This is a genomic window from Sphingomicrobium sp. XHP0239 (assembly GCF_039555325.1).
In the GTDB taxonomy this organism is placed as follows: Bacteria; Pseudomonadota; Alphaproteobacteria; order Sphingomonadales; family Sphingomonadaceae; genus Sphingomicrobium; species Sphingomicrobium maritimum.
In genome coordinates, this window is the sequence record NZ_CP154608.1 from 677,796 (window position 1) to 700,593 (window position 22,798).

Genomic DNA, 22,798 nt, shown 5'->3' on the forward strand with positions numbered 1-22,798 from the left:
AGTTTCGAGCCTTGCGATGCGCATCTGCATCGCCCCACCCAACGAGGAGCCGGCATGCCGACCAAGCGCCGCCTAGCCAATGCCATTCGCGCCCTGTCGATGGACGCGGTGCAAGCCGCTAATTCTGGCCATCCCGGCATGCCGATGGGCATGGCCGATGCGGCCGTGGCGCTGTACGCCGATCACCTGAAGCACGACCCCAGCGACCCGCATTGGCCCGATCGCGACCGGTTCGTCCTGTCGGCGGGCCATGGCTCGATGCTGGCCTACGCCTTGCTTCACCTGACCGGATATGCCCATCCGACAATGGAGGAAATCCGGAATTTCCGCCAGTTGGGCAGCCCGTGCGCGGGCCATCCCGAGAATTTCATGCTCGATGGGGTCGAGACGACCACGGGGCCGCTCGGGCAGGGCCTTGCGACCGCGGTCGGCATGGCGATCGCCGAGCGGCACCTCAATGCGATCTATGGCGACGATCTGGTCGATCACCACACCTATGTGATCGCCGGCGACGGGTGCCTGATGGAAGGGGTGAACCACGAAGCCGCTGGGCTTGCCGGACATCTGCAGCTCGGACGGCTGATCGTGCTATGGGACGATAACGAGATCACCATCGACGGCTCCACCGATCTGTCCCGGACCGAGGACGTGCTTAAGCGGCACGAGGCGATGGGCTGGTCGACGCACCGCTGCGACGGGTTGGACGCGGACAGCGTGTCCAAGGCCATCGCCGAGGCGAAGGGTAGCGACAAGCCGAGCATCATTCGCTGCCGCACCACCATCGGCTACGGCGCCCCCACCAAGCAGGGCACTGCCGCGACTCACGGCGCGCCGCTTGGCGAGGAAGAGATTGCGGCGGCACGCGAGGAACTCGGCTGGAACGCCGAGCCCTTCGATATCCCCGCCGACGTCAGGGACGCGTGGCGCGCGCTCGGACGGCAGGGCGCCGAACTTCACAAGTCGTGGAAAGATCGCCTGGCAGCGAGCGACAAGAGCGAGGAATTCGAACGCCGCATCGCGGGCAAGCACGATCAGGACTGGCTGTCCGGGCTGCTCGACGACCTGGTCGCCAAGGGCGAGAAGATGGCGACCCGCAAGGCGAGCCAGATCGTTCTCGACGCGATCAACGAGGCGGTGCCCGCGACCATCGGCGGGTCCGCAGACCTCACCGGATCGAACAATACCAAGGCCGGCGGAATCGAACCGCTGACCGCATCCAACTATGGCGGGCGCTATATCTACTACGGCATCCGCGAATTCGGCATGGCCGCGGCGATGAACGGGATGGCCCTGCACGGCGGGGTGATGCCCTATGGCGGCACCTTCCTCGTTTTTGCCGACTATTCGCGTCCGGCGATCCGGCTGGGTTCGTTGATGGGGGCCAAGGTCGTCCACGTCATGACCCACGACAGCATCGGCTTGGGCGAGGACGGACCCACGCATCAGCCGGTCGAGCATTTGCAGAGCCTGCGGGCGATGCCGGGGCTCACCGTCTATCGTCCTGCCGACGCGGTCGAGACGGCGGAAGCCTGGGCCGACGCGCTGGCGGGCGAGGGGCCGAGCCTGCTCGCGCTGTCGCGGCAGGGGCTGCCCGCGGTGCGGACCGAGCGTGTTGGCGACAATCTCACCGCCAAGGGCGCCTATCGCCTGAAGACGGCCGGCAAGGACCGCCGCGTCATCCTGATCGCGACGGGCAGCGAGGTGCACCTCGCGCTCGAAACCGCCGAGCGGCTGGAGAATGAGGGGGTCGGGGCGGACGTCGTCTCGATGCCGAGCTGGGAAAAGTTCATGGATCAGGACGCGGGCTACCGCGAGGACCTGCTGCCCGATGTCGATCCGTCGGAAATCCTGCGCGTATCCATCGAAGCGGGCACGACGTTCGGCTGGTCCGACATCACGATGAAGAACGGGCTCAACATCGGCCTCGACCGGTTCGGCGCCAGCGCGCCGGCGCCCGACCTGTTCGACAAGTTCGGCTTCACTCCCGAAGCCATCAGCAAGAAGATCATGGAGCATCTGAAGAATGACTAGAGTCGCGATCAACGGTTTCGGGCGCATCGGCCGCCTCGTCGCGCGGGCGATCCTCGAGCGCGACGATCACGATCTCGAACTCGTCGCCATCAACGACCTCACCGACACCGAGCATAATGCGATGCTGTTCCGCTACGACAGCACACACGGGCGTCTCAACAAAACGGTCGAGGTCGGCGACAAGGTCGGCGAGGGCGAGCGGACCATGACGGTCGACGGGCACGTCATCCAGATGGTCGCGGACCGCGATCCGTCCAATCACCCGCACAAGGACATGGGCATCGACATCGTGCTGGAATGCACGGGCGCGTTCCAGAGTCACGAGGCCGCCATGCCGCACATCGAGGCGGGAGCGAAGCGCGTGCTGATCAGCGCGCCGGCGAAGAACGTCACCAAGACGATCGTCTATGGGGTCAACCACGATACGCTGACCGCGGACGACATCATCGTGTCGAACGCCAGCTGCACGACCAACTGTCTCGCCCCCGTAGCGAAGGTTCTGCACGACACCGTCGGGATCGAACGCGGCTTCATGACCACGGTGCATAGCTACACCAACGATCAGCGTATTCTCGACCAGACGCACTCCGACCTGCGCAGAGCGCGGGCAGGGGCGCTCAACATGATTCCGACGACGACGGGCGCGGCGCGCGCCGTCGGCCTCGTTCTTCCCGAACTGAAGGGCAAGCTCGACGGCAGCTCGGTGCGCGTCCCGACGCCCAACGTGAGCCTGATCGACCTCGTGTTCCAACCGGGGCGCGATACGGATGCCGATGAACTCAATGCCGCGCTCAAGGCCGCGGCCGACGGCGCGATGAAGGGCGTTCTCGACTATACCGACGAACCGCTCGTCAGCAGCGACTTCAACCACCATCCCGCCTCGAGCACGGTCGACAGCCTCGAGACCAGCGTGATGGAAGGCAAGCTGGCCCGCGTGGTCAGCTGGTACGACAACGAATGGGGCTTCTCGAACCGGATGATCGACACGGCCGGTGTGATGGGCAAACTAATCTGATCGTGGCGAAATCGCCGGGGAACGAATGATGACCTTCAAGACGCTCGACGACCTGCCCGACGATCTGACCGGAAAGATCGTGCTGGTGCGTGCCGACCTCAACGTGCCGATGCACGATGGCGACGTCAGCGACGATACGCGCCTGCGCGCGCATCTGCCGACCATTTGCGAACTGTCGGACAAGGGCGCCAAGGTGCTCCTCCTGTCGCATTTCCGCCGCCCCAACGGCGCGCCGCAGCCGGCCATGTCGACCGCTCTATTGGTCGAGCCCATGCGCGAGCTAACGGGGCGCAGCGTTCGCTACGTCGAGGACTGCCAGGGCGACGAGGCCGCCCGTGCCGTCTCGATCATGCTGCCCGGAGCGATCGGCATTCTGGAAAACACGCGCTTCCACAAGGGCGAGACCGAAAACGATCCCGAACTGGCTAAGGCGATGGCCGCGCTGGGCGACTATTTTGTCAGCGATGCCTTTTCGGTCGCGCACCGTGCGCATGCCTCGACCGTTGGCATCGCCGATCATCTGCCCGCCTATGCCGGGCGCGCGATGGAAGTCGAACTGGCGGCGCTCGAACAGGCATTGGGCGACCCGGAGCGGCCAGTCGTCGCGGTCGTCGGCGGCGCGAAGGTCTCGACCAAGCTGCAGGTACTCGAGCATCTCGTCGAAAAGGTCGATCACCTCATCATCGGTGGCGGAATGGCCAATACCTTCGTCGCCTCGCGCGGGGTCGATGTCGGCAAGAGCCTGATGGAAAAGGACCTGATCCCCGATGCCGAGGGGATTTTCGACGCGGCGCTGAAGGCCGATTGCACGATCCACCTCCCCTACGACGTGGTGGTCGCCAAGGAGTTCGCGGCCAACCCCGACAGCATGCGGACCTGCAACGTCCACGAAGTCGGCCCCGACGAAATGATCCTCGACCTCGGCGCATCGGCGACCGAGGCGCTGGCCGACGTGCTCAAGACGTGCCGCACCCTGGTATGGAACGGGCCGCTGGGCGCGTTCGAGACCGAGCCGTTCGACGCGGCCACCGTGGCCCTCGCGCGGACGGCGGCGGCATTGACGAAGGAAGGCTCGCTGGTCAGCGTGGCGGGCGGCGGCGACACGGTCGCGGCACTCAACCAGGCAGGCGTCGCGGAAGATTTCACCTTCGTCTCGACCGCCGGCGGCGCCTTTCTCGAATGGATGGAAGGCCGCGAGCTGCCCGGGGTGTCGGCGATCGAGAAGAAGGATGGCTGACCTCAACGCCACGATCGAGGCGCTCGAACATCAGTGGATGCGTGCCTGGATCGAACAGGACACCAAGGCCCTGAAGGCCCAGACGGCCCGCAATTTCCGCTTCGTGCTCGGCGCCGAACGGCCGGTCCTCCTGGACCGCACCAGCTTGATCGAAGCGCCCAGCCAGGGGTTCGCGTGCAAGGGATACCGCTTCGGCAAGATCTACGCCCGCAAGCACGGCCGCATCGCTCTGTTCGCGACGCCGGCCGAGATCGAGATGCGGCTCGACCACGATGTGTGGAAGGGCCATTTCTGGGTGCAGGACCTGTGGACCAAGCTGCGCGGGCGCGGCTGGAAGCTCCTCGAGCGCAACCTGGCGCGGCTCGAAGGCGACGAGGAGGTCGCAAAGGCGCTCCACGCCCTGCAGTTGTGGCATTAGCTCAGTCGATCTCCTCGCCCGCACTGGCCGGTTCGATCTCGTGTCTTTCCTGCAGTCGCTTGGCGACCAGCGAGGCGAGCGCGGCCCAGAGCGCGCCGACGCCCCATCCGGCCAGTACGTCGGTCGGCCAGTGGACACCCAGATAGACGCGGCTGACCCCCACGAAGAAGGTCAGCAATAGCGCGACCCCCATCAGGTAGATACGCACGCCCGTATCGGTGCGGGTGCGCGCGACAAGGGCGGCGAGCGTCAGGTAGACCAGCGCCGAATTCATGGAATGACCGCTGGGAAAGCTGCGCGAGGATACCTCCACCATGTGCGGGACGAGATCGGGGCGGGCGCGGTCGAAGAACATCTTCAACAGGTCGGTCGCGATGGCGCCCGACACGATCACCGCGGCGACCAGCATGGCGATGCGATACCGCCCTAGTGCGGCGAGATAGCCGACAGCGAACAGGGTGACGAGGGTCAGCACGGTCCCACCGCCCATCGCGGTGATGTCGATCATCGCGCTGGTGACCCAGCCGGGCGCGATCGCCTGAGCCGGATCGGTCGCGGTCCGCAATCCGGTGACGAGCGCGCGATCGAAGGCGAAACTGTCGCCCTCGAGGATCTCGCTCGCCAGCTTGCCGAGCCCCGTCAGCACGACGATGGCGACGATGAAGCCGAACAGCATCCAGCTGTCGATGCGGTGGGCACGGTGCCAGAGACGATGAACGAAGGAGCGGGGATCGGTCATGGGGTGAGCAGCGCGGCGAAGGGCGGGTTGGTTCCTGTGAACGTTCACCCGCATTGCGGTTCGCCCTCCCGCTCGCTACGCCGCGCCGCATACGTATGCAGTGAGGGTGATTCAGTTATGCACGATCCGAAGATGATGGCGCAGATCGTCGGCGGCGCGGGGTTCATCGCGGCGCTCGACCAGTCGGGCGGATCGACCCCCAAGGCGCTGGAAGGCTATGGCGTCGGGCCCGATGCCTATTCGAGCGACGAGGAAATGTTCGCCCGCATCCACGAGATGCGCCAGCGGATCGTGACCGCGCCGAGTTTTTCGGGCCGCAAGGTGCTGGGCGCCATCCTGTTCGAACGGACGATGGACGGCGATGCCGACGGCAAGCCGGTCCCACAGCTGCTGTGGGAACGCGGCGTGGTCCCGTTCCTGAAGGTCGACAAGGGTCTCGAGGACACCGATCGCGGCGTCCAGATGATGAAGTCGATGCCCGACCTCGACGGGATGCTCGACCGCGCGCGCACCCGCGGCATCTTCGGTACCAAGATGCGGAGCGTCATTCACGAAGCGCACGACGACGGGATCGGCGCGATCGTCGATCAGCAGTTCGAGGTCGCCAATCGGATCATCGACAAGGGACTGATGCCGATCGTCGAGCCCGAGGTGAGTTTGAAGAGCCGCAGTCGCGCCGAGGCGGACCGCATGCTGATGACCAAGCTGGTGGCGGCGCTGGGCGCGCTCGAGCCGGGGCGGCGGGTGATGCTGAAACTCAGCCTGCCGGTGGAGGACGATATGTTCGCGCCGCTGGTCGGCCATCACGCGGTGGCGCGGGTCGTGGCGCTGTCCGGTGGCTATTCACGCGAGGAAGCGACCGAGAAATTGAGCCGCAACCGCGGAATGATCGCCAGTTTCAGCCGCGCATTGCTCCAGGACCTGCGCGCCGACATGGACGATAGCGCGTTCGACAAGGCCTTGGGCGCGGCGATCGACGACATCTACGCCGCGAGCGTGTGCAACGGCTGAGGCTAGAGCGCGCCGCGCTCTTGAAAGGCGAAGCGATAGGCGGAGGGGGCCGTGGACTGCCCCGCCATCTGTCCGGGTTCGGCCGATACCAGCGTCACCCAATGTTCGCGCACCCACGCCGGTTCACCGAGCGTCAGATAGACCGTTTCGCGCCAGCCGGGTCCGTCGATCCGTGTTTCGAGGATCAGTCTTCCCGCAGTCACGCACCGCGCGTTGATCGGACAGCGACTATCCTCGTGCACCCGCATCGGCGTGGCGACGAGGCGCGGTGCCACGAAGACCGGTTGACCCAGCGCAACGGCGATTTCCTGCGCAGCGGGGACGGGGCCGTCGACGAGCGGCTCGTCCTCGAAGGTTTCGCAGGCGGCGAGCGACGCGGACAGCGCGGCGAGAAGAAGTAGGATTCGCATTGGCCGCAGCATCGGACGATGGTTATGAGGTGTCAATGAACGAGGATTTCGATTTTTCCCGCTTCGCCCCGCCCGAGCGCACCGCGCCGTGCGATCTGTATCTGATCAGTCCGCAAGACGTCGGCGGTGATTTCGCCGCGCGTCTGCGCGACGCGGTGGATCATGAACGGGTCGCGGCCTTTCAGCTGCGCGTGAAGGGAATGGACAGTCACGATCTCGCCCGCGCCGCCGCGCCGCTGCGCGCCATCTGTGCCGAGGCCGACGTTGCCTTCATCGTCAACGACGATGTCGCGATGGCCCGGCGACTGGACGCCGACGGCGTGCATCTGGGGCAGGGGGACGGCGATGCGCGCGACGCCCGCGCCGAACTGGGTCCGTCGGTGCAGATCGGGGTCACCTGTCATGCCAGCCGTCATCTCGCGATGGAAGCGGGCGAGGCGGGGGCCGATTATGTCGCCTTCGGGAGCTTTCATCCCAGCACGACCAAGGCGAGCGACCATCGGCCCGATCCCGCGATCCTGTCCTGGTGGTCGAGCCTGTTCGAGCTTCCGTGCGTCGCGATCGGGGGCATCACGCCCGCCAATGCAGCGCCGCTGGTCGCCGCCGGGGCGGACTTCCTCGCCGTGTCCAACGCGATCTGGAGCACCAGCGACGTGGCTGCCGCGGTAGCGGAATTCGACTCGGTGCTGCAGGGCGAGGGATAGAAGCGGCGAAACGCGCGTTGCCCCCGTAACGAACCATCCGGGAGTAACATCATGCCGCGTACCGAAATCGTCTCCGCCTTCAGCATCGCCATGGCCCTGGCCGTCGGCGGCGCCCTCGTCGCCCCCTCGCAGGATGCCGAGGCGGCCGCCGCCCCGGGCAATGCGATGGACAATCGACAGGCCTCCTCCTCGTCGGGCCAGCCTGGCGAGGGCACCTTGCGCCAGCGCATCAACCAGCTTCCCGCCGAGAAGACCGGCGAGATCGACCGGAACATCTTCCACGCGCAGGTGCTGCTCGACGCGGCCGGGTTCTCGCCCGGCGTGATCGACGGCATGGACGGCGACAATTTCACCAAGGCGTTGCGCGGCTTCCAGGAAGCCAACGACCTCGACGTCACGGGCGAACTGGACGACGCGACGCGCACGGCGCTTCTTCGCGACCAGCGCGAGCCGACCAAGCAATTGCGCATCGACAGTTCGATCGTCGACGGCAACTTCGTCCGCGATTTCCCGGACAGCGCGGAGGAGCAGGCCGAGCTCGAACGGCTCAACTATCGCAATCTCCTCGAGGAAGTGGCCGAGCGGTTCCACACCACCCCCGGCGTGGTCATGTCGCTCAACGATCCGACCGAGCCGTTCGGCATCGGATCGGTCGTGACCCTTCCCAACGTGCTGCCGGCGAGCCGCGACTATGAAGGCGCCAAGATCGGCGAATATCGCGACTGGTTCAACGCCATGAACGTCAACGCCACGGGCAAGAAGGGCGAGCGGATCCTCGTCGATGAAAGCGAGGGCGTGCTCGAAGTCTACGATGCGGAGGATGCGCTGATCGCGACCTTCCCCGTTACCACCGGCAGCGAGAACGATCCGCTGCCGATCGGCGACTGGGAAGTGACGACCTACGCCTTCCTGCCGCCCTTCAGCTACCAGCCCGACCTGTTCTGGGACGTGCCGGACAGCGAGGAGGAGCAGATGCTGCCCCCGGGGCCGAACGGGCCGGTGGGGATCGCATGGCTCGACCTGACCAAGGAGAATTACGGGCTTCACGGTACAAGCGAGCCGCAGACGATCGGTTACGCGCAGTCGCACGGCTGTCTGCGCCTTACCAACTGGGACGTGCTCAAGCTCGCCTACATGCTCGAGCCGGGCTTCGCGGCGGAATTCGTCGAATAGTCGATGCGCTCGGTCCTCGTTGCCCTCGTCACCGCGATCATCACCTCGATGGGGTGGCTGGTCGCGGTGAAGTCGGGGGCCATTACTGCAGCACCCGAACGCGAGGCCGCGCCTACGGCGGTCGACACGCCGACCGGTGAACGCCGCTCGGTTGCCGAACAGGGTCTCGATCATCGAGACACGCTCGAAGTATCGCCCCAGTTGGACCCCGGCCTGCGACGCGCGCGCTCGGTAGAGATCGGGCCGCGCGGGCTCGCCGTTCCGGTCGCGGGCATTTCGCCCGACCAGCTCGTCGACACCTTCACGGCGGCCCGCGCCGGTGGCGCGAGGCGACACGACGCGATCGACATCATGGCCGATACCGGGATTCCGGTGGTCGCCGCTGCTCCCGGCATCCTGGAAAAGATCTACTTCTCCGAAGGCGGAGGCGGAAGGACGCTCTACGTGCGCTCGGCCGACAGGAGCTGGATCTATTACTACGCCCATCTCGACGAATATGCGCCGGGGCTGGAAGAAGGCGACCGCATCGCGCTCGGCCAGCAACTCGGCACCGTGGGGTACAGCGGCAATGCCACTCCGGACGGTCCGCACCTCCATTTCGCCATTCACCGCATGGAACCGGAAGAAGGCTGGTGGGAAGGACGCCCGGTCAACCCCTATCCGCTTCTTGCGGGCGAGGAGGATGACCGCTAGGCGGGGCGCCATATCCCCAACCCACTGAGGTCACTCTCATGAAGATGAACGCGGTCGATATCCGCCCCGGCAACATTCTCGACCACGAAAACGGTCTGTGGAAGGCCGTGAAGATCCAGCATACGCAGCCCGGAAAGGGCGGCGCCTACATGCAGGTCGAATTGAAGAACATCGAGGATGGGCGCAAGACCAACGTCCGTTTCCGCAGCGCCGAGACGGTCGACAAGGTCCGGCTCGACACCAAGGACTTTCAGTTCCTCTTCGCCGACGGCGATGACCTGACCTTCATGGACAAGGACACGTTCGAACAGACGATCGTCCAGCGCGACATGCTGGGCGATCAGGCGGCGTTCCTCAACGATGGGATGGACGTCATCCTCGAAACCCACGAGGACCGCCCGATCAGCGTCCAGCTTCCCCAGCATGTCGAGGCCGAGGTGGTCGAGGCCGATGCGGTCGTGAAGGGCCAGACGGCGAGCGCCAGCTACAAGCCGGCCGTGCTCGACAATGGCGTCAAGATCATGGTGCCGCCGCACATCACCGCGGGAACGCGCGTGATCGTCGACACCGGCGAGTTCACCTACGTGAAGCGCGCCGACTGATGCGTCTTGCCGCCCTTCCGCTGATTCTGTTGGCGCTTGCCGGATGCGACCAGCAATGGTCTTCCGACGAAGCGCAGGCGGGACGCGCCGAGACGGCGCATCAGGACGTGCAGAGCACGGGCGGCGAGGTCGCGGCCTTCGGCAACGGCATCCAGCGGGTCGAGAGCGAAGGGACGGTCGTGGAGACCGTCGGTCGGCTCGAAACGGCGCTGACGGATAACGGTTTCACCGTCGTTGCGCGGGTCGATCACGAAATGAATGCCGGCTATGCCGACCTCGAACTCGGCCCGGCGGTCACGCTCATCTTCGGAAAGCCCGAAGTGGGGACACACCTGATGCGCGCCGCCCCCGGCGCGGCGCTCGACCTGCCCCAGAAGATCGCGGTCTATCGCGACACCGACGGCAAGGTGATGATCGCCTACAACAGCCCGGTCTGGCTCGCCTCGCGCCACGGGATCGAAGGCGAGGACGAGCGCGTCGACACGATCGCGCGCGCGCTGGAGAACCTCGCCACCACCGCAGCGGGACGGGCCGACGCGAGCCCGCCTGTCGAGGACGACGTTCCGGGCGACGCACCGCTCATCATGGACGACGAGACGAGCGGATAGTTACCTTGCTCGGTCGCGTCAGGACGGGCGGCACCGGCTTTAGCGCCGCCCGGGCGCCCGACGATGATCGCACGAATGCATTTTTAGGATAGGTTCAATGGTTTCCCACTCCGGTCTCATCACCGTCATGGAACGCGCCGCGCGCAAGGCCGCGCCGCGCCTGCGCCGCGATTTCGGCGAGGTCGAGCATCTCCAGGTTTCGAAAAAGGGCCCGGCGGACTTCGTGTCGATGGCCGACAAGCGCGCCGAACAGACGATCGTCGAGGAATTGCGGCACGCGCGCCCCGACTGGGGGCTGCTGGTCGAGGAAGCGGGCGAGATCGAGGGCAATCCCGACAAGCCGCGCTGGATCGTCGATCCGTTGGATGGCACGTCGAACTTTCTCCACGGCATTCCCCACTTCGCCCTCTCGATCGCGGTCGAGGACAAGAAGCCCAACGGGGAACCGGAAATCACCCACGCGCTGACCTATCAGCCGGTGACGGACGAGAGTTTCTGGGCCGAAAAGGGTCGCGGCGCCTGGTTGCAGGACCAGCGACTGCGGGTGTCGGCACGGCGCAATCTGAATGAAGCGCTGATCGGCACCGGCATGCCGCACTGGGGCCGCGGCGACATCGCGCGGTGGAGCCGCATCTACAGTGCGATCGGTCCCGAGGTTTCCGCGATCCGCCGGTTCGGTGCGGCGACGCTGGATTTCGCCTGGGTCGCGGCTGGGCGTATGGACGGCTTCTGGGAAGACGATCTGGATCTGTGGGACGTGGCGGCGGGCCTGCTGCTGGTGCGAGAGGCGGGGGGATTCGTGACTGACTATCGCGGCCAGGACCGGATGCACGACAAGCGCGAGTATCTCGCCGCCAGCGGCGATCTGCACAGCAAGCTGCACAAGCTGGTCGCCAACGCGCTTCGGTAAGCGGATAATGGTCCTTTAGGCGGTTGCGGCGCGCCGCCCTCCTGTCCTAAAGCCGCACCGAGTTCATCCGGAGACCGTTCCCTTGGCCGATGTTGCCGCCGATTACCTGCCGATCCTCCTGTTCCTCGCCATCGCGTTGGGACTGTCGGCGCTGTTCGTGTTCCTGCCGATGGGGGTCAGCCGGCTGACGGGCGCGCACAAGCCCGATCCGCAGAAGCTGTCCGAATATGAATGCGGCTTTCCCGCGTTCGAGGACAGCCGCGACCAGTTCGACGTGCGCTTCTACCTCGTCGCCATCCTGTTCATCATCTTCGATCTGGAGGCCGCGTTCCTGTTTCCCTGGGCCGTGACGGTCGTCGGATTGGGCTGGGCGGCCTGGGTCGCGATGATGATCTTCCTGGTCGAGTTGACGCTCGGCCTCGTCTACGCCTGGCAGAAGGGAGCGCTCGAATGGGAGTAACCTATTCCCCCAAACCGACCGAGCAGGACATCGCCCGTATCCAGGGACTGGAAGTGGGCGAGCCCGACGAGGCGACCAAGGCCAAGTTCAAGGAAATGCAGGCCGAGCTGGACGAGAAGGGCTTTCTCGTCACCACGACCGAGGATCTGTTCACCTGGGCGCGGACCGGCTCGCTGTGGTGGATGACCTTCGGCCTCGCCTGCTGCGCGGTCGAGATGATCCACGTCAACATGCCTCGCTACGACCTCGAGCGGTTCGGCGCCGCGCCGCGCGCGAGCCCGCGCCAGAGCGACGTGATGATCGTGGCGGGAACGCTGTGTAACAAGATGGCTCCCGCGCTGCGCAAGGTCTACGACCAGATGTCGGAGCCGCGCTACGTCATCTCGATGGGCAGCTGCGCCAACGGCGGCGGCTATTACCATTACAGCTACAGCGTCGTGCGCGGTTGCGATCGCATCGTGCCGGTGGACATCTACGTTCCCGGTTGCCCGCCGACGGCCGAAGCCCTGCTCTACGGCATCATGCAGCTGCAGCGGAAGATCCGCCGCGAAGGGACGATCGAGCGGTGAGCCTGTCCGTTCCGAAGATTGCCGAGCGCACCGATTTTCTCGAGGGGCTGCGACGCGCGCATGGCAAGCACATCCTCGACGAGACGAACCATGTCGGCGAACTGACGCTGACGGTCGCGCGCGATGCGCTGGTGCCCATGCTGACCGCGCTGCGCGACGAGCATGGCTACCAGCAGCTCATGGAGATTGCGGGCTGCGACTATCCCGAGCGGCCCGAGCGGTTCGAGGTGAATTATCACCTCCTGAGCGTCACGCATAACCACCGGCTTCGCATCAAGGTGAAGACCGACGAGATGACGCCGGTGCCGAGCGTGACGGACCTGTGGCCGGTCGCGGGCTGGCTCGAGCGCGAGGTGTTCGACCTCTACGGCGTCGATTTCGCGGGCAACCCCGATCTGCGCCGCATCCTGACAGACTACGGGTTCGAGGGACATCCGCTGCGCAAGGACTTCCCGATGACGGGTCACGTCGAGATGCGCTATTCGGAAGCCGAGAAGCGCGTGATCTACGAGCCGGTCAGCCTCAGCCAGGATTTCCGTACCTTCGATTTCCTCAGCCCCTGGGAAGGACCCGAATACCGCCTTCCTGGCGACGAGAAGGCCGAGGGGCAGGCCCCCGGCGGCGCCACCCCGGCGAAGGCCAATGGCGAGCCGCCCAAGGTCGACGCGAAGGCGGGGCCTGGGGACCCCAAGACGACCGAGAAAACCTCCGACACGGGTGCGGGTGCACCGACCAACAAGAAGGCCGAAGACGAAGCGCGCGATCCTGCCGCCGAGAAGGCCGATCATGCGGGCGGTGTCGACAGCGACGTCGAGAACCCGGAAACCCGAGAGGACGCGCCGGTGGAGCCGCACGAGGGGCAGGGCGGCGCGAGCAAGACGGACAAGGACCTATGAGCGATCCCCAGATCAAGGTCGTCGAAGTCGCGGGAGCGCCGGGCGATCACAAGCTGATCCGCGAGCATACGCGCGCCGACAGCATGACCGACCCGACCGCGGGCGACGAGACGGTCAGCAACTACACGATCAACTTCGGCCCGCAGCATCCGGCCGCGCACGGCGTGCTGCGTCTCATCATGGAGCTGGACGGCGAGATCGTCGAGCGGGTCGACCCGCATGTCGGGCTGCTGCACCGCGGCACCGAGAAGCTGATCGAATACAAGACCTACGCGCAGGCTTTGCCCTACTTCGACCGGCTCGATTACTGCTCGCCGATGTGCATGGAGCACAGCTACGTGCTCGCGGTCGAGAAACTGATGGGGCTCGAGGTCCCGATCCGCGCCCAGTACATCCGCACGATGATGGCGGAAATGACCCGCATCTTCAATCACATGCTCAACCTCGGCAGCCATGTGATGGACGTCGGCGCGATGACGCCCAACCTGTGGCTGTTCGAAGTGCGCGAGGATATCGCGCAATTCTACGAAGCCGTCTCCGGCGCGCGGATGCACGCCAACTATTTCCGCGTCGGCGGGGTGCACCAGGACATTCCCGAAAGCGTGCTGGCCGACTTTAGCGACTTCCTCGACAACCGCCTCCAACTGTTCGAGGACGCGATCAGCCTCGTCGCCGACAACCGCATCTTCAAGCAGCGCAACGTCGATATCGGCGTGGTGGGCAAGGAAGACGCGCTGGCGTGGGGCTTCAGCGGACCGATGATCCGGGCCAGCGGCATCGCGTGGGATTTACGCAAGTCGCAGCCCTACGAGGTCTACGACCGCATGGACTTCGACGTGCCTGTCGGCACCAAGGGCGATTGCTACGACCGCTTCATGGTCCGCGTCGAGGAAGTCCGCCAGTCGGCGCGCATCATCCGCCAGTGCCTCAAGGAAATGCCTGAAGGCCCGATCGGCAGCCTCGACCGTAAGGTCTTCCCGCCCTCGCGCGGCGAGATGAAGCAGTCGATGGAAGCGCTCATCCACCACTTCAAGCTCTACACCGAAGGTTATCACGTCCCCGCGGGGGAGGTTTATGTCGCGACCGAAAGCCCCAAGGGCGAATTCGGCGTCTACCTCGTCGCGGACGGCACGAACAAACCCTATCGCTGCAAGATCCGCCCGACGGCGTTCTCGCACCTGCAGGCGATGGACTTCATGATGAAGGGCCACATGCTGGCGGATACGACGGCAGTGCTGAGCGCAATCGACGTCGTGTTTGGGGAGTGTGACCGGTGAATTTGACTTTACAAATCCTACTTGCAGTTTTCCAGTCTTTGGTGGTCCTCGGAATCGCGGTTTTGATTGCGCGCATGATCCTTGGTCGATGGCTGATAGGACGCGACCTTATCCGTGCCTCTTTCGTCGCGGGAGCCATGTTTGCACTTGGAGGACTTGGCGGCAGTTACGATGCTTCGACGCCCATCGAAGTCGTTTTTGTCGCTTCAATTGAGATTGTTGCCGTGCTGTTCGGCGCCGTCTATTTCGCAAAACTGTCGCTTCATCGATACGAGAGCGAAGAGCAAAGCTAATGGCCCTCCGTCATTTCGCCGAAGATACGCCGGACCTGCGCGCCAAGTGGGGTGATTTTGCGTGGGACGAGACGTCCGCGCCGATCGCGGAGACCATTCTCGCCAAATATCCGGCGGGGCGCGAGGCGTCGGCGATGTTGCCGTTCCTGGATCTCGCCCAGCGGCAGGTCGGGCGGATGACCGATACGCAGGGCTGGCTGCCCGTGCCCGTCATCGAGTTCGTCGCGCGCGCGGTGAACCAGCCGGTGGTGCGCGCGATGGAGGTCGCCAGCTTCTACACGATGTACAACCTCGTGCCGGTCGGGAAATATCACGTGCAGGTGTGCGGCACGACGCCCTGCATGCTCCGCGGTGCCGAAAGCATCATCGATGCCTGCAAGGCGATGGGCATGACAAAGGGCTATACCACCGACGACGGCCTGTTCACGCTGACCGAAGTCGAGTGCCTCGGCACCTGCGCCAACGCGCCGATGATGCAGATCAACGACGACAATTACGAGGATCTGACCGCCGAGACGACCACGGCCATCCTCGAAGCGCTGGCCCGCGGCGAACAGCCCAAGACGGGCAGCCAGATCGGACGCCAGGCTTCGGTGCCCGAAGGCGGCCCGACCAGCCTCAAGAAGATGGCCGAACGCAATTACGATTATCGGGGACAGTGGTAGATGGACATCGTCACGATCCTTATCGCGCTGGTCCTCGCCTTCCTTGTCTGGAAGTTCGTGACCGGCATCATCAAGTTCGTACTGATCGCGGTCGTGGTGGTCGCCGCATTCTTCATCGCGACCGGAGGGGCGGCATTCTGATGCAGACGGTATTCAAGATCATCGTCGCCGTGCTGGCCGTCGTCATCGCCTGGTCGATCCTCAAGAACGCGTTGGGGTTGCTGATCGGCCTCGCGCTCGCCGCGTTGCTCTATATCGGCGCCACCCGTCTGCTGGAGAAGAAGTGATGAACGGCATCACCAGCCTCGAGGACAAGGACCGGATCTTCACCAACGTCTACGGCTATCAGGACCCGTTCCTGAAAGGCGCGCAGGCACGCGGCGACTGGGACGACACCAAGTCGTTTCTGAAGCGCGACCCCGATGCGATCATCGAGGAAGTGAAGGCAAGCGGCCTGCGTGGCCGTGGCGGCGCGGGCTTTCCGACCGGCGTGAAGTGGGGCTTCATGCCCAAGGAGCCGACGCCCGGCCGCCCCAATTTCCTCGTCATCAACGCCGACGAGTCCGAGCCCGGTTCGTGCAAGGACCGCGAGATCATCCGCCACGATCCGCACAAGCTGATCGAAGGTGCGCTGGTCAGCAGCTTCGCGATGCGCGCCCGAGCGGCCTACATCTACATTCGCGGCGAATATATCCAGGAAGCCATCGCGCTCCAGCGCGCGATCGACGAGGCGTACGAGGCCGGGCTGATCGGCAAGAACGCCTGTGGCTCCGGTGTCGATTTCGACCTGTTCCTCCACCGCGGGGCAGGGGCCTATATCTGCGGCGAAGAGACCGCGATGCTCGAAAGCCTCGAGGGCAAGAAGGGCCAGCCGCGCCTGAAACCCCCATTTCCCGCCGGCGCGGGCCTCTACGGCTGCCCGACAACCGTGAACAACGTGGAATCGATTGCGGTCGTCCCGACCATCCTTCGCCGCGGTGCCGACTGGTTCAAGTCGTTCGGGCGCGAGAACAATCACGGCACCAAGCTCTTCCAGATTTCGGGCCACGTCGAAAAGCCCTGCGTGGTCGAGGAAGCGATGAGCATCCCGTTCCGCGAGCTGATCGACAAGCATTGCGGCGGCATCACGGGCGGATGGGACAATCTGCTCGCGGTCATTCCCGGGGGCAGCTCGGTGCCGCTGGTGCCCGCGAAGGACATCATGGACTGTCCGATGGATTTCGACGGCCTCAAGGAGCAGGGTTCGGGCCTCGGCACCGCGGCGGTCATCGTCATGGACAAGTCCACCGACATCGTGAAGGCGATCAGCCGGATCAGCTATTTCTACAAGCACGAGAGCTGCGGCCAGTGCACGCCCTGTCGCGAAGGCACGGGATGGATGTGGCGCACGATGGAAAAGCTGGTCGAGGGCGATGCCGACGTGGGTGCGATCGACCGTCTCCACGACGTCACCAAGCAGGTCGAGGGCCACACGATCTGCGCGCTGGGGGACGCCGCGGCGTGGCCGATCCAAGGGCTGATCAAGCATTTCCGCCCCGAGATCGAACGCCGCATCGCCGAACGCGGGGAACAGCGCGTCGCCGCAGAGTGAAGGCAAGGACTAGGTCCCGTATCGGATGCAATCCGATGGCCGCGGCTTCATAATCAATTTGAATATCAGTGCATTGACTGTATGATCCCGCGTTCGGGCGGGGAAGTACTGACGCGGGACTTCAACCGGTATCCGAATAAAAGGTCGCGGCGTTCGCGATCGTCCGGAGTATCAGTAGTGAAGAGTTCCTTTCTCGTTCTGCTCGCGATCGCAGTCCTGTCGATCTTCGTCTCCACACCTGCCGAGGCGCAATACAGCTCGCGGCTCAAGGGAAGCGCGGATGCGATCGACCCCGACGTGGCGCGGCAGTTCCAGCGCGAAATCGCGCAATGTATGTATCGTCGCCACTCGGACCAGTCCGAACGGCTGCTGCGCCACAGCGATTTCATGAACATCGATCTCGCGGGTCTGGGTGTCACGAACTATCAGCTTTGGCATGCCCTCGACATGGAGAAATGCGGCGAGGACAACGTGCCGGTTCAATATCGGAGTATGATGATCAGCTATTCGCCCGAGAGCATCCGCAAGATGCTGGTCGAAGCCGCTTATGTCGCAAACCGGAGCCGTCCGTTTTCGATCGGAGAGGCCGACGAAGTTTTCCTGACGTCGCGGCCCTTTGTGGAGATGGATGGGGTCAACGATGCGCGCATCCTCGCGGGCTTCGCGGATTGCGTCGTCCACCGTGCGCCGGTCGAGACGGACAGGCTGGTCCGGACCACGCCCGGCACCAGGAAGGAGGCCGAGGCGATCGAGGCGGTCATCCCTCATCTCGGCCCCTGCCTTGAGGACGGCAACAACATCTCGCTGTCGGTCGACACGGTCCGCGCGCTGATTGCCGACGGTCTGTGGGCGCGTCATGCCTATTCATCGGGCACAGTGGCGTCGAACTGAGGGGCGGCGAGGTTGCCGATGGGACGTCGGCGGATTTTCATGAGCGGTGAGTGAGGGGATTGGTAAAATGAAAAAATGGCTGTTCGCGTTCGTAGCAATGGTGACCGCCGCGGGGGTAGGCGCGTCCGCTTCCGCGCAAGTGGCGGCAGTCCCCGACGAACAGCGCGTCGGCACCCGCTTCAAGCAGGCCGCAGAAACGGTCGAGGCGGGCCGCACCCGCTACATGCAGAAGCGCGTCGCCAACTGCATGTACAACCGCAATCGCAAGGACATCGACGCGGTTCTCGACAATAGCGATTTCAATCATATCGATTTCAAGGCCCTTTCCCTCGATCCCAAGGAGGCGATGGGCGACTGGAGCATGAGCAACTGCATTTCCAAGGCGATGAATTCGCGCGAGGACCAGATGTGGATGCAGGCGAACTATTCGACCATGCGCAACCTGTTCGCCGAGGAAGCCTATCTTCGCTACGCCGATACGCCGGTCGCGCTGGTCGATGGTGCCATCGAGGCGATGGGGGACAAGCGTCGCTACGTCCACCGTCAGCGCGATACGATAGTGCTGGCCGAGCTTGCCGACTGCCTGACCTATCGCAACCTGTCCGCCGCCGATGCGATGCTCCGCGGGTTGCCCGGTTCCGGCACGGAGAGCGAAGCGTTCGATGCGCTGGCTCCGACCCTCTCGGTCTGTCTGAAGAGCGACGAGGCCGAGATGTCGGTGCCGATTTCCATGATCCGGCAGGTCGTCGCGGACGGCCTGTGGACGCGCTATCGGCACGGCGATCTGGCGGGTAGCTGAGCCGGCGGGTCGATCGGGACCGGAAAGTGTAATTTTCGCCCGGTCCGGGTGACCGGACGGGTTGCACTTTGCCGCCCTATCTTACAGTAGGGGCGCGAAGCCGGCGCGGCCCCCCGCGCCCCCGATCTAGCTCAAGCGGATTTTCGAATGCCCCTAGTCACTGTCGACGGCGTCGAACTCGAAGTTCCCGATGGCGCCACCGTGCTCCAGGCCTGCGAGCTGGCGGGCAAGGAAATTCCCCGTTTCTGCTATCACGAGCGCCTGTCGATTGCCGGCAATTGCCGAATGTGCCTCGTCGAGGTGAAGCCCGGCCCGCCCAAGCCGCAGGCAAGCTGCGCGCTGCCCGCCGCCGACGGGCAGGAGATCCGCACCGATACGCCGATGGTGAAGAAGGCGCGCGAGGGGGTGATGGAATTTCTCCTCATCAACCACCCGCTCGACTGCCCGATCTGCGACCAGGGCGGCGAATGCGATCTCCAGGACCAGGCGATGAGCTACGGCCGCGGCTACACGCGGTTCGACGAGAACAAGCGCGCGGTTGAAGACAAGTATATGGGTCCGATCGTCAAGACGGCGATGACCCGCTGCATCCAGTGCACCCGCTGCGTGCGCTTCGCCGACGAGGTTGCGGGCGCGCCCGAACTCGGCATGTATTATCGCGGCGAAGATGCGCAGATCACGACCTATCTGGAAACCGCGCTGCAGTCCGAATTGTCGGGCAACCTCCACGACCTGTGTCCCGTCGGCGCGCTGATGAGCAAGCCATACAGCTTCGAGGCGCGGCCCTGGGAGCTGAAGAAGGTACCCGGCATCGACGTCATGGACGCGGTCGGCAGCAACATCCGCTACGACGTGCGCTTCCGTCAGGTGATGCGCGTGCTCCCGCGGATCAACGACGACGTCAACGAGGAATGGATTTCCGACAAGGCACGGCACCATGTCGACGCGCTCGTGCGCGGGCGCCTCGACCGCCCGTGGATCCGCGAGAAAGGCAAGCTGCGCGCCGCCGACTGGCAGGAAGCGCTGCGGCTCTTCGCCGATAAGCTGGGCGAGGCCAAGTCGAAGGTCGCGGCCATCGCCGGCGACCTGGTCGATGCCGAGACGATGTATGCCGCCAAGACACTGTTGTCGCAGCAGCGCGGGAAGCTGTTCGAAGGTCGGCAGACCGGGCTCGATTACGACGTGTCGAACCTCGGCGCGGTCGCCTTCCAGACGCCCATCGCCGACATCGAGAATGCGGGCGCGATTCTGCTGTTCGGGACCAATCTGCGGTGGGAAGCGCCGCTGGTGAACACCCGTGTCCGCAAGGCCTTCCGCCGCGGCGCGAAGATCTATGCGGTCGGACCCAAGGTCGACCTCGGCTACGACGTCGAGTGGCTGGGCGAGGATCTGCATTCGGTGACGAAGCTGCCCAAGGCCGTCACCGAAACGTTCAAGGCGGCCACGGCCCCGGTGTTGATCGCGGGTCCCGCCGCGCTTGTCGCGGGCGGACAGGGCGATGCACTCGCGCTCGCCAAGAAGCTGGGCGCGACGCACAACCTTCTCCATACCGCGGCGAGCCGGATGGCCGGCCTTCTCCTCGGCTTTCACCAAACGGGTGGACTGTCGGGTATCCGCGATGCGAAGCCAAAACTGGCGCTTCTGCTGGGTGCCGACGAGTTGCCCGCGGACGCCTTCGCGGGCGCCTTCAAGGTCTATGTCGGCCATCACGGCGATAGGGGCGCGCAGATGGCTGACCTCGTCCTTCCGGGCGCCGCTCCGGCAGAGAAGCACGGCACTTATGTGAATATCGAGGGTCGCGTTCAGCGCAGCGAGAAAGCCTGTTTCGCGCCTGGCGACGCACGTGAGGACTGGTCGATCTTTCGCGCGGTCAGCGATCTGACCGGCAAGCCGCTCAAGTTCGACACTTTCGCCATGCTTCGCGCCGCGATGAAGCAGGACCATCCCGAATTGGCCGTCGACGATGGCACGATCATCGACCTTCCGTTCGATCCGCCCGCGCTTGCCGCGAAGGGCGAGGGCGCGCTGAGTTATCCGATCGACGATTACTACCTCACCAATGCCATCTGCCGGGCGAGCCCGACGATGCGCCGCTGCTCGGCCGAACTGGTGCACGGCGAGGATTTCGCGGAGGCGGCGGAATGATTGCGCTTCTCGGCCTCCTGGTCGTCGCCGCGATCCTCGTCGCGCTCGCCACGCTCGTTTTTCCGGGTGTCGGCAACGGCATCTATTTCCTCTTCTCGGAAGGCGCGGTCGCCTCGTTTCGCAGCGCCGGGATGCAGGAAGGATGGGCCTGGTTTCTCGGCACCACGATCCACATCCTCGTCATCGCGTTGCCGCTGATGCTCGCGGTAGCGATGGTCATCTATGCCGAGCGCAAGATCTGGGCCGCGATGGCGCTTCGGCGGGGGCCGAACGTGGTCGGGCCGTTCGGGCTGCTGCAGAGCTTCGCCGATGGTCTGAAAGTGTTCCTTAAGGAAACGATCATCCCCTCGAGCGCCAACAAGGTACTCTTCCTCGTTGCGCCGATCATCACCTTCACGATCGCGCTTCTCGTGTGGGCGGTGGTGCCGTTCGACGTCGGCGTCGTCCTCGCCGATCTCAACATCGGGCTGCTCTACATCCTCGCGGTAGGGTCGATCGGTGTTTATGGCGTGATCATCGCCGGTTGGGCGTCCAACTCCAAATATCCGTTCTTTTCCGCGCTTCGCGCAGCCGCGCAGATGGTCAGCTACGAGGTCAGCCTCGGGTTCGTGATCATCACCGTGGTGCTGTGGGCAGGGACGTTCAACCTGACCGGCATCGTTCTCGCGCAGACGGGCCACGTGCTGGGTTTCCTCAACGGTTTCGGGTTCAACCCGCTGCTGTTCCCGATGGCGGTTGTGTTCCTCATCTCCTCGATGGCCGAGACGTTCCGCACCCCGTTCGACCTGGTCGAGGCGGAGAGCGAGCTCGTGGCGGGTCATCAGACCGAATATAGCTCGATGAGCTTCGCGCTCTTCTGGCTCGGCGAATATGCCAACGTGCTGTTGATGTGCGCTTTGAACGCGATTCTGTTCTGGGGCGGATTCCTGCCCCCGATCGACTGGGCGCCGCTCTATGTCGTGCCGGGGATCATCTGGCTGTTTCTGAAGATCGGCATCTTCTTCTTCATCTTCGGGTGGGTGAAGGCGACCGTGCCGCGTTACCGCTACGACCAGCTGATGCGGCTGGGGTGGAAGATCTTTCTGCCGCTCTCGATTTTCTTCGTGATGCTCGTCTCGGGCTATCTCATGCTGACCCGCGAAACCGGAGGCCTGCTGTGATCGGCCACGCGCTCAAATCGTTCACGCTCTGGGAATTTCTCAAGGCGCACGCCCTGACGCTGAAGTATTTCTTCAAGCCCAAGGCGACGATCAACTATCCGTACGAGAAGACGCCGCAGAGCCCGCGTTTCCGCGGAGAACATGCGCTGCGCCGCTATCCGAACGGCGAGGAACGGTGCATCGCGTGCAAGCTGTGCGAGGCGATCTGCCCCGCGCAGGCGATCACGATCGAGGCCGAGCCGCGCGAAGACAATTCGCGCCGGACGACGCGCTACGACATCGACATGGTCAAGTGCATCTATTGCGGGCTGTGCGCGGAAGCCTGTCCGGTCGATGCCGTGGTCGAGGGGCCGAACCTCGAATTCGCGACCGAGACCCGCGAGGAACTCTATTACGACAAGGCCAAATTGCTTGAGAATGGCGACAAGTGGGAGCAGGCGATTGCCGCCAATCTTGCCGCCGATGCGCCCTACCGCTAGGGCGCGCTCCAAACCGGGGAAT

General features: G+C 64.6%; 27 protein-coding genes. 25 read left to right on the forward strand and 2 right to left on the reverse strand.

Annotated features, from left to right (window positions below; genetic code table 11):
* Positions 1–54: 54 nt before the first annotated feature.
* The 4 genes from tkt to WJT74_RS03490 are packed head-to-tail and all read left to right on the forward strand — an operon-like array spanning position 55 to position 4,701.
* A complete protein-coding gene (gene tkt, locus WJT74_RS03475) occupies positions 55–2,031 on the forward strand; it encodes a transketolase (protein WP_343346913.1) in 1,977 nt (658 codons plus the stop codon).
* Positions 2,024–3,046: a type I glyceraldehyde-3-phosphate dehydrogenase gene (gene gap, locus WJT74_RS03480; RefSeq protein ID WP_343346916.1), complete on the forward strand. Its 1,023-nt coding sequence runs from the start codon at positions 2,024–2,026 to the stop codon at positions 3,044–3,046. Before tkt ends, gap begins: the two co-directional genes overlap by 8 nt.
* Before the next feature lie 28 nt (positions 3,047–3,074).
* Positions 3,075–4,283 (forward strand): phosphoglycerate kinase, encoded by a 1,209-nt coding sequence (locus WJT74_RS03485; protein ID WP_343346918.1) that lies wholly within the window; start codon positions 3,075–3,077, stop codon positions 4,281–4,283.
* A complete protein-coding gene (locus WJT74_RS03490; RefSeq protein ID WP_343346920.1) occupies positions 4,276–4,701 on the forward strand; it encodes a DUF4440 domain-containing protein in 426 nt (141 codons plus the stop codon). Before WJT74_RS03485 ends, WJT74_RS03490 begins: the two co-directional genes overlap by 8 nt.
* Before the next feature lies 1 nt (position 4,702).
* On the opposite strand, the gene WJT74_RS03495 is transcribed toward WJT74_RS03490, so the two are convergent.
* Entirely contained in the window at positions 4,703–5,440 is a 738-nt protein-coding gene (locus WJT74_RS03495) for a phosphatase PAP2 family protein (protein ID WP_343346923.1), read from the reverse strand.
* Positions 5,441–5,557: 117 nt separating this feature from the next.
* Between WJT74_RS03495 and WJT74_RS03500 the strand changes: the two genes are divergently transcribed.
* Positions 5,558–6,451 (forward strand): fructose bisphosphate aldolase, encoded by an 894-nt coding sequence (locus tag WJT74_RS03500; protein ID WP_343346926.1) that lies wholly within the window; start codon positions 5,558–5,560, stop codon positions 6,449–6,451.
* Between the two features lie 2 nt (positions 6,452–6,453).
* Here WJT74_RS03500 and WJT74_RS03505 read toward each other — a convergent pair whose 3' ends face one another.
* On the reverse strand, positions 6,454–6,861 hold the full coding sequence (locus tag WJT74_RS03505; protein ID WP_343346927.1) for a hypothetical protein: 408 nt from the start codon (positions 6,859–6,861) through the stop codon (positions 6,454–6,456).
* Between the two features lie 35 nt (positions 6,862–6,896).
* On the opposite strand from WJT74_RS03505, the gene thiE reads away from it, so the two are divergent.
* From thiE to nuoI, 20 genes are all read left to right on the forward strand, one after another.
* A complete protein-coding gene (thiE, locus tag WJT74_RS03510; protein ID WP_343346930.1) occupies positions 6,897–7,565 on the forward strand; it encodes a thiamine phosphate synthase in 669 nt (222 codons plus the stop codon).
* A gap of 51 nt (positions 7,566–7,616) precedes the next feature.
* On the forward strand, positions 7,617–8,738 hold the full coding sequence (locus WJT74_RS03515) for a L,D-transpeptidase family protein (RefSeq protein ID WP_343346932.1): 1,122 nt from the start codon (positions 7,617–7,619) through the stop codon (positions 8,736–8,738).
* A 3-nt stretch (positions 8,739–8,741) separates the two neighbouring features.
* Entirely contained in the window at positions 8,742–9,431 is a 690-nt protein-coding gene (locus WJT74_RS03520) for a M23 family metallopeptidase (RefSeq protein WP_343346935.1), read from the forward strand.
* A gap of 38 nt (positions 9,432–9,469) precedes the next feature.
* Positions 9,470–10,033 (forward strand): elongation factor P, encoded by a 564-nt coding sequence (efp, locus tag WJT74_RS03525; RefSeq protein WP_343346937.1) that lies wholly within the window; start codon positions 9,470–9,472, stop codon positions 10,031–10,033.
* Entirely contained in the window at positions 10,033–10,641 is a 609-nt protein-coding gene (locus WJT74_RS03530) for a DUF302 domain-containing protein (protein WP_343346940.1), read from the forward strand. Before efp ends, WJT74_RS03530 begins: the two co-directional genes overlap by 1 nt.
* A gap of 97 nt (positions 10,642–10,738) precedes the next feature.
* On the forward strand, positions 10,739–11,551 hold the full coding sequence (locus WJT74_RS03535; RefSeq protein ID WP_343346942.1) for an inositol monophosphatase family protein: 813 nt from the start codon (positions 10,739–10,741) through the stop codon (positions 11,549–11,551).
* Positions 11,552–11,633: 82 nt separating this feature from the next.
* On the forward strand, positions 11,634–12,011 hold the full coding sequence (ndhC, locus tag WJT74_RS03540; RefSeq protein WP_343346944.1) for an NADH-quinone oxidoreductase subunit A: 378 nt from the start codon (positions 11,634–11,636) through the stop codon (positions 12,009–12,011).
* A 95-nt stretch (positions 12,012–12,106) separates the two neighbouring features.
* The gene (locus tag WJT74_RS03545; protein WP_343348074.1) at positions 12,107–12,580 is read left to right on the forward strand and encodes a NuoB/complex I 20 kDa subunit family protein; all 474 of its coding nucleotides are present in this window, start codon (positions 12,107–12,109) and stop codon (positions 12,578–12,580) included.
* Positions 12,577–13,476, forward strand: a complete 900-nt coding sequence (locus WJT74_RS03550; protein WP_432215231.1) for an NADH-quinone oxidoreductase subunit C — start codon at positions 12,577–12,579, stop codon at positions 13,474–13,476. The genes WJT74_RS03545 and WJT74_RS03550 overlap by 4 nt, the downstream gene beginning before the upstream one ends.
* A gap of 83 nt (positions 13,477–13,559) precedes the next feature.
* Positions 13,560–14,753, forward strand: coding sequence for an NADH-quinone oxidoreductase subunit D (locus tag WJT74_RS03555; protein WP_343348078.1), 1,194 nt, complete (start codon positions 13,560–13,562; stop codon positions 14,751–14,753).
* Positions 14,750–15,046, forward strand: a complete 297-nt coding sequence (locus WJT74_RS03560; protein WP_343346946.1) for a hypothetical protein — start codon at positions 14,750–14,752, stop codon at positions 15,044–15,046. Before WJT74_RS03555 ends, WJT74_RS03560 begins: the two co-directional genes overlap by 4 nt.
* Positions 15,046–15,711 (forward strand): complex I 24 kDa subunit family protein, encoded by a 666-nt coding sequence (locus tag WJT74_RS03565; RefSeq protein ID WP_343346948.1) that lies wholly within the window; start codon positions 15,046–15,048, stop codon positions 15,709–15,711. Before WJT74_RS03560 ends, WJT74_RS03565 begins: the two co-directional genes overlap by 1 nt.
* Positions 15,712–15,852 carry a hypothetical protein gene (locus tag WJT74_RS03570; RefSeq protein ID WP_343346950.1) on the forward strand — a complete coding sequence of 47 codons (141 nt, stop codon included), beginning with the start codon at positions 15,712–15,714 and terminating at the stop codon, positions 15,850–15,852.
* Positions 15,852–15,998 carry a hypothetical protein gene (locus tag WJT74_RS03575; protein ID WP_343346953.1) on the forward strand — a complete coding sequence of 49 codons (147 nt, stop codon included), beginning with the start codon at positions 15,852–15,854 and terminating at the stop codon, positions 15,996–15,998. The genes WJT74_RS03570 and WJT74_RS03575 overlap by 1 nt, the downstream gene beginning before the upstream one ends.
* On the forward strand, positions 15,998–17,302 hold the full coding sequence (nuoF, locus tag WJT74_RS03580) for an NADH-quinone oxidoreductase subunit NuoF (protein WP_343346955.1): 1,305 nt from the start codon (positions 15,998–16,000) through the stop codon (positions 17,300–17,302). Before WJT74_RS03575 ends, nuoF begins: the two co-directional genes overlap by 1 nt.
* 177 nt (positions 17,303–17,479) lie before the next feature.
* Positions 17,480–18,193, forward strand: a complete 714-nt coding sequence (locus tag WJT74_RS03585; protein ID WP_343346958.1) for a hypothetical protein — start codon at positions 17,480–17,482, stop codon at positions 18,191–18,193.
* Between the two features lie 67 nt (positions 18,194–18,260).
* Positions 18,261–18,992 (forward strand): hypothetical protein, encoded by a 732-nt coding sequence (locus WJT74_RS03590; protein ID WP_343346961.1) that lies wholly within the window; start codon positions 18,261–18,263, stop codon positions 18,990–18,992.
* A 147-nt stretch (positions 18,993–19,139) separates the two neighbouring features.
* Positions 19,140–21,137: an NADH-quinone oxidoreductase subunit NuoG gene (nuoG, locus tag WJT74_RS03595; RefSeq protein WP_343346964.1), complete on the forward strand. Its 1,998-nt coding sequence runs from the start codon at positions 19,140–19,142 to the stop codon at positions 21,135–21,137.
* A 131-nt stretch (positions 21,138–21,268) separates the two neighbouring features.
* Entirely contained in the window at positions 21,269–22,297 is a 1,029-nt protein-coding gene (gene nuoH, locus WJT74_RS03600; RefSeq protein ID WP_343348080.1) for an NADH-quinone oxidoreductase subunit NuoH, read from the forward strand.
* Positions 22,294–22,776: an NADH-quinone oxidoreductase subunit NuoI gene (nuoI, locus tag WJT74_RS03605; protein WP_343346967.1), complete on the forward strand. Its 483-nt coding sequence runs from the start codon at positions 22,294–22,296 to the stop codon at positions 22,774–22,776. Before nuoH ends, nuoI begins: the two co-directional genes overlap by 4 nt.
* Positions 22,777–22,798: the final 22 nt, after the last annotated feature.